Source organism: Rubritalea tangerina, from assembly GCF_042683245.1.
GTDB classification, from domain to species: domain Bacteria; phylum Verrucomicrobiota; class Verrucomicrobiia; order Verrucomicrobiales; family Akkermansiaceae; genus Rubritalea; species Rubritalea tangerina.
This window is the reverse complement of sequence record NZ_JBHUJB010000032.1, coordinates 1-7144: the sequence shown is the minus strand read 5'-3', so window position 1 is coordinate 7144 and position 7144 is coordinate 1. Positions and strand designations below refer to the sequence as shown.

3 protein-coding genes are annotated in these 7144 nt (G+C 49.5%); all 3 read right to left on the bottom strand.

Features of this window, described 5'->3' with window-relative positions; translation table 11 throughout:
* Positions 1–31 precede the first annotated feature (31 nt).
* A complete protein-coding gene (locus tag ACFSW8_RS07485; RefSeq protein WP_377177855.1) occupies positions 32–601 on the bottom strand; it encodes a hypothetical protein in 570 nt (189 codons plus the stop codon).
* Between the two features lie 261 nt (positions 602–862).
* Positions 863–1183 carry a hypothetical protein gene (locus tag ACFSW8_RS07480; protein WP_377177853.1) on the bottom strand — a complete coding sequence of 107 codons (321 nt, stop codon included), beginning with the start codon at positions 1181–1183 and terminating at the stop codon, positions 863–865.
* A gap of 141 nt (positions 1184–1324) precedes the next feature.
* On the bottom strand, positions 1325–7132 hold the full coding sequence (locus ACFSW8_RS07475; protein ID WP_377177851.1) for an RHS repeat domain-containing protein: 5808 nt from the start codon (positions 7130–7132) through the stop codon (positions 1325–1327).
* Between the last annotated feature and the right edge of the window lie 12 nt (positions 7133–7144).

Below are 7144 nucleotides of genomic sequence, written 5' to 3'. Positions count from 1 at the left end.
AGCGTGGTAATCCAACCAAAATTCTACGACATCAATTTGGAAATATCATGCGATGTGAATTTGGCGCGTAACAGCCAGTCTTGTAGACTCGCTTCTCAAGGCGCGATGCCATGTCGTACTCGCTGATGTGATGGTGATTGTCTTGGTCGATCTTGAGCGTGAGACGACGAAGTGCATCGTAGGCATAGTCTAACACATCGTTAGGTGTTGGATTCGTCTTACGCGACTTCAGGTTGCGTGCATTGTATTCCCAAGTACGGGTGTTGCCATTGCCATCCGTGAGTGCCGTAAGGTTGCTATTGCCATCGTAGGTGTAGTCGACAACGATTTGATTCGGATCCGTTGTCGAAACTAAGCGGTTGCGCGCGTCATAGCTCTGCGTTGTGAAATTGCCTTGCGCATCCGCAGAAGAAATGACCTGAGATGCCGCATTGTAGAGCTTGTAGCGGTCCACCCCATCAGCCTGCTCCTGAAGGTCGGCGCAAGTGACATCGCGGTTGAGCGCATCGAAAGTACAATCTTGTCCAAGCCCGTTAGGGTCACGGGTGCTCACTACATTTGAGTTCGCATCGTAAGCGCGGAATGAGAAACTACCTGCCATAGAAGACTTCCGTACGCTGCAAAGCTTCACTCATCTACTTTTTTCATATTTTGTCTGTCTAATAGTTTCGTTAGGGTCACGGGTGCTGACCAGGTTCGAGTTCGCATCGTAAGCGCGGAATGAGAAATTACCTGCCATAGAAGACCTCCGTACGCTGCAAGGCTTTACTCATCTACCTTCTTCATAATTTGTGTGTCTAATTGTTTGTGTGAATTTGGCGCGTAACAAATACCCTTCGCAGGCGTAACGGTTTTTAATCGTCTAATTTAGGTCAACAATTTTAATTTCAAGAAAATATGTACTCTCATTGGTATTTTTATAGTTAAATTTCTCTGCACCCACTAACGTTAGGGTTATGTGTATATTTTTGGATGAGTCATATCTGTCATACATTTTTTCATACCCTTTGTTTTCGACACGACGAACTAATAAAGGAATGTAATACTCATTACTAGGTGCCATGAAAGACTTATCCACTGTTAGGGTAAAATTATTCAACCATTCCATCAGCTTTTTCAGATCTTCAACTCTATAAATAACAATTGAACTGCCGTCATCATCTAGAGCATCCTCCATTCTCATAGGAGGATCACTGTAACCATATGAGCTAAGTCTTACGGTTGGTTTACTATGACTCTTCCAGACTACCAAAGTAGTCAATAGTACAGAGCATAGAAATAAATAAAGTAAGCCTCTAATCATTTGAGTAGCCATGACTAAAATTTAAGGAGCTCTAACTGCGCCACGATTCATGAAGATGGCTACATTCACATCTTTATCTTTCAAAGGATCGATTTGCTTCTTTATTAACTCTTTGTGTACTGTAATTCCATACAAACTTCCCTCTTCCATGTAGTAAACCTTACTTGTATCAAAATTACGCTGTTCCTCTTTTGTAAGAGATGGGTATCGTCTTGACGGAATATAAGAATCACTTGTTATATGCTTAAAATGCGGCTCCCAATAGCACGAGAAAATGCCTGCATAATTTTTAGATGCAGCATTATGAATATCCATTTCAAGAGTCGACGTATTGACTTCTTTATCCAGAAGAATCATATGAGTACCTCTTTTAGAGCGATTAATACCTTCTTCAACGACCTTGCTAACATTTCCAGGGAAATTCCCGTGACCTGTAATTAAAACCAGAACTTTTACAAAAGAATCGTCTTCTGAATACATATTAGCTCCACTCATCACATCAGCTCTGGTATGAGGAGCCCTAGGTGATTCCGAGTAATGAAGATGGACGCATACTTTTGAATCTTTGTACCTTGCTTTAACCATTTGAGCGACATCTTTAAAGCTGAAGTCTACCGCTCCCATACCTGTAGCTTTGTGGTTTTTTTCAAAAACAATGCAGCCTAAAGTATCATAGTTATACAAAGGTCTATTTTGCACGAAATTATAAAGATTATAGCCTCCTTTTTCCTCTATAGAATCTCTTGATAGCCATCTGCCGTAATCAGGCTTATAGTGTCTGTATTTGTAGTAATGCAGCTTGGTATCGCTATCGTATCTGCGACTGTTCCAAGTCACTTTGTTACCAATAGCACTCGTTGCTAGCTGATTACCTGAGGTATTGTAGATCTCTACTTCACCAAAGGCATTGTAGCGATAGTGTTCGAGGATGTCTCCTGAGTCGTCACTGACTGCGTACACATGATCGAGGTAGTTTTTGTGGTACCACTCCATCTTAAACTTACTACCTTCCACCGCTCTTGCTGTGATGGTGTTGAGTGCTGTTGGGTGTGCCCAAAGGTCGTTCTGAACTGTGCTCTGAGTACTGTTGTGTTCGTGCTCAGCTACTTCTTGATCTCCCCACCATGTGTAGAAGGTTTCGTCGCTTCCGTTATCTGTTAGCACTCTGCGGCCGAGTGCATCGTACACCATGTCCACGTCGGTGTTGTTATCCAATTCAACACGCTTGAGGCGATTGTCTAAGTCGTAGAGGTAGACATTGCCTTGGTCGTCCTCGGTGAGATTGCCTCGGTTGTCGAGTGTCGTCACGTTAGATCCTACAGCAGTGAGTTCGTTGTCGTCGTTATGGCTACGATTTTGGACGGTTCCGTCGATGGTTGTACTCGTCCAGTTGCCTGCATCGTCGTAGTTCCAGTTTTGTGTCTCTGGCGAGTTGGAGTCGATGGCACCTGTGCGGTTCCATGCGGTGACACGGTTGCCGTCATCATAGCTCGCGCTGAAGGATGCGTCTTGCATGACTCCCCCTGCAACAGTCTCGGCTGTGATTTGTTTGTCCACGGCGTAAGTATAACTGAGATCAAGTTCTTCGATGGCAGTGATGCCGTCCATGACTACATCTCGGGTTCTGAGATTATCGCTTCTACCATAGGTAAGGTTACGTGTCAGTCCATTTCCGAGGGTTTGTGTGCTGAGGCGGTAGCCATCGTCCTGGGTTTGAGTCAATACAGACTCACCATCGTAGCTAGTAGAGGTGACGAGATTACGCGCATCGTAGCCCCATGTCTGGATGTTTCCATCCTGGAAGGTCTGGCTGACTGGGCGGTTTGCGGCATCGTAAGTACGTGCAGTGGTGTAGGTTTTGCCTTGGTAGCTGATGCTCTCACTGAGTGGTGAGCTATCGGCTGCATAGGTATGCGCTGTCGTCACGCTGTAGCGTCCCTTGCTAGAAGTGAGGAGGCGTGAAGCTCCATCGTAAGTAAAGGTGTCTTCACTCTCTGTGATTGTACCGCCAGTCTTGTAGACGCGCTTCTCAAGGCGCGATGCCATGTCGTACTCGCTGATGTGATGGTGATTGTCTTGGTCGATCTTGAGCGTGAGACGACGAAGCGCATCGTAGGCATAGTCTAACACATCGTTAGGTGTTGGATTCGTCTTACGCGACTTCAGGTTGCGTGCATTGTATTCCCAAGTACGGGTGTTGCCATTGCCGTCATTGAGGCTCGTGAGGTTACTATTGGCATCGTAGGTGTAGTCGACAACGATTTGATTCGGGTCCGTTGTCGAAACTAAGCGGTTGCGCGCGTCATAGCTCTGCGTTGTGACATTGCCTTGCGCATCCGCAGAAGAAATGACCTGAGATGCCGCATTGTAGAGCTTGTAGCGGTCCACCCCATCGGCCTGCTCTTGAAGGTCAGCGCATGTGACATCGCGGTTGAGCGCATCGAAAGTACAATCTTGTCCAAGCCCGTTAGGGTCACGGGTGCTGACCAGGTTCGAGTTCGCATCGTAAGCGCGGAATGAGAAGCTTCCGATAGCATCCTCTGAAGCAATTGATCTACCTACTCCGTCTGTGTATGACGTGTTGGAGTTTCCTAGAGCGTCCGTTTGGGTTGTGGCGAGGAGATCGCCTGGAATGTTGAGTGTTGAATTTTGAGTGTTGAGTGATGCTTCTGTCACGACTTCGTCGTAATGGACAGTTTGGATATCACCTTCAGGGTTGATGCTGAGGATGGTTCTTCCTGCTCCGTCAGTGACGCGAACGGATTTCTCACCCGCGGGATTCGTCACTTCCACAGCAAAGCCATTGGCTCCTGCCCCAAGTGTCGTGCCACGATTGGTGAGCTCGGTGAATTGCGCTGCGTAGCTGGCATCAATGCCCACACCATCGGTGAGGTCTTCATCGTAAAGGTAGCTGGTAGTGAGACCTGAGGAGGCGGATACTCCATCTAATCCAGCAATAGGGACCAAGGTGTCATTGGTTCCATTTTGTTGGTTTAGATTCTCGCGAGCATGATCAACGACTTCGCCAAGCGGTGTGAGCCAACGTGTGGTGTAGGTTGGGCGTCCACGTCCGTCGTAGCGGGTGGTTGTTTCCTGCAACGTTTCCGCATTCACAGGGTTGTGGTAATCTGCGCTATTAGGAACTGCGGAAACAGTCGCCGTGTGGGTCACATTCCCATTGTAGTCTGTGTTAGAGATGGTGGTGGATGTGCCATCTCTGTCGATGGTGGCCTGGAGTCGGCCACAGCACGCGTGCCAGAGTTGCTGGAGGATGTTCCCGCGGAAGTCGGTGTGTGTGTCGAGCTTTCCATCGAGGAGGTAGGTCCATGATTGCGTTGCTTCCACCTCAGAGCCTGCGGCTGTGGTGTGAGAAGCTTTCATGTTTCGTCCATTGTAGGTGTAAGTCTCTACCGCGCGTAGATTGGTCTGCCCGCCATTGCCATCGTCCACGCTCTCTGCAAAGTAGCGAGGGAGACGTTGTTCAATGACATTCGAGTTGTCATCGTAATCGGTTTCAGAACGAATTTCTTCTGGGGTTCCAACGGCGCGCACCGTGAGGGTGTTGCGACCGAGTTGGTCGTACTCCATCCAGGTCTTGTTGCCACGCGCATCTGTTTGGAGTAATCTTTGTCCTTCGGCATCAAAGATTACATCAGTGATGAGATATTTGTGATTGGTGATTGTATTGTCTCTAACGAGATTCTTTAGGAAGAGGTCACGTGGACAAGTGTAGGTGACTTGGTGGGTTCCAGCCGTGACAAGACTATTGCCGTCTTTATCTGTGAGGCTGTAGCTGTGTGCTGTCGCCGACTGGCTCGCATTTTCAACAATCGCCGGTACATTAGTGAGTCCGTTAGGCACAGTCTCAGTCACTGTGCGTGTGATCCGGTCATTTTGATCGTAGAGGAAGTAAGTCTTGCGGCCATAGGCATCGGTGCTGGAACGACGACGCGAAAGCTGGTCGTACTCCGTGCTCGTGCTCAATGCCGTATCCGCGTTGACCTGACGCGTCGTGCCCACCACTCGGTTGCGGTGGTCAAAAAGATAAGTCGTTTTCTCACCATTGATCGTACAGGTTTCCTTTTGGCGTGTGCCTTCCAAATACGTGCACTGCTCAAGCGACTCCTCGGGAGTGCCAGCCGCCAAACGTGTCTCAATCGCTCTATCCGCGAGGTCGTATGTGTAGCTCGTGAGAATGCCATTGCGGTCGGTGCGCGATGTCACCAAATCAGTGCCAGCTTGGTAGTGCACCAACTCGGTCGAGCCGTCATTGTAAGTGGTTTTCACCACTCGGCTCATCACATCGTACTCGTAAGAAACCGTTCTCCCTACTGGGTCTGTGGTGCTCACCACACGGCCATAGGAATCATAGCTATACACCGACACAGGTCGCGTGCCGCCCTCGACATCCGCAGCGGCAATTTTTTTGATCAAATAGCCTGCCGCATTGTAGACGTACTGGGTGTTGTGTAATTCCGGCTTGTTCGCATCGTAAAGTGCATCGCGCTCTTCGATCAGCTGCCCTCGGCTGTTGTAGACATAGCTCTTGGTGCTCTCTTCTGCTGAGCCCACCCCCCGGGTGCTTGTGAGACGATTCCCCTGCAGGTCATAGCTATGCACGCTGCTACGACCGAGACGATCCACTGAGCTCAATGGCATCGCAAAGGTGTTGTGCGTCGCACTGTTAGTAGAACCATCTGCTAGTACCCTTCCGACAACTTGCTGGGTGATCGGGTTGCGGGTGACCGCCTTGCCTCGCCCAAGCCCATCGGTCATTGCCGTAGCATAGCGCGAACTCGCATTCACCTGAGTGCGGACGTTTTCTTTGGCCCACGCAGTCGTGTCAGTTGCCGTGAAGAAGTGGCTGTCGCGTCCAGCATCCGGCTTCAGGAACCCATACTTGGTAATGCCATTGGCCGCCTCAGAAATCTCAAGGTGCATGTACTTGTTGCCCCCCACATAGCTGAAGCGCTGGAAAACAGAATCCGTACCCAAACGATACGTGAAAGTCGCTTCCCCCTCTCCATTCTTGGAATAACGTAACTTTCGTGGCACCGTCGTCACAGCATTGCCCGCATAATCAAATCCCGTCTTCTGGGTGAAGTATAACTTCTTCTGGCGGCTTCCTGGACGCGCATTGGGCTCAACAACTGAGAGCTCTAGCAAATTGGGACCAGCCAATGTGCCGACCGTCCAAGTCGTTTGCCCTCCATTCGGGTGATTGACTTTGGAGAGCACGGGATTACCAAGATCCCCCATATCCGCATACTCATAGGTAGCGTGTTGCCCATTCGGAAAATCAATACGCGAGACCACCCACTGACCCCCCTGCTCAATCGTCGTGATCTGCGCAGAGCGACCATAGGCATCAGTGATCGTGGACTTGCGCTTGTATTGCTCAAGGTCCGCAACGGCACCTAAGGGCTGAGCCACCGCGTAGTCGATCGTCGTGGCATTGCCATTGCGATCCATCAAAGTCACCAGACGCCCATGCCCCTCACCATTCGACTTCCAAATGATTTCATAGTGCTCCGAGGAGCCATCGTGGTGCATGAGAATCGCACTCTGTGCTTGATCCCGGTTCGTCCCCGAAGTGATCAATACCCCGCTCGCATCATAAAGAAAAACACCAAACACGTGCTTGCCTACCGCCTGCAAGTCCACCCAAGCCTGGCGCGATGCATCATAGTGCATCTGACCTAACTTCTCAGACGTGCCCACATCCTGACGCTTGATAAAACTCTTATTCCTGCGCAACCAAAGGCTGCGGTCATAGTTCTCAAATCCAGAACGCAAGCCAAAGCTCCCCGCATTGTCGTGGCTACGCACACGCGTGTAACG

Coding starts and splice junctions, on each gene's coding strand:
- ACFSW8_RS07485 (WP_377177855.1), bottom strand. CDS start 601: ATGGCAGGTAGTTTCTCATTCCGCGCTTACGATGCGAACTCAAATGTA.
- ACFSW8_RS07480 (WP_377177853.1), bottom strand. CDS start 1,183: ATGAGAATGGAGGATGCTCTAGATGATGACGGCAGTTCAATTGTTATT.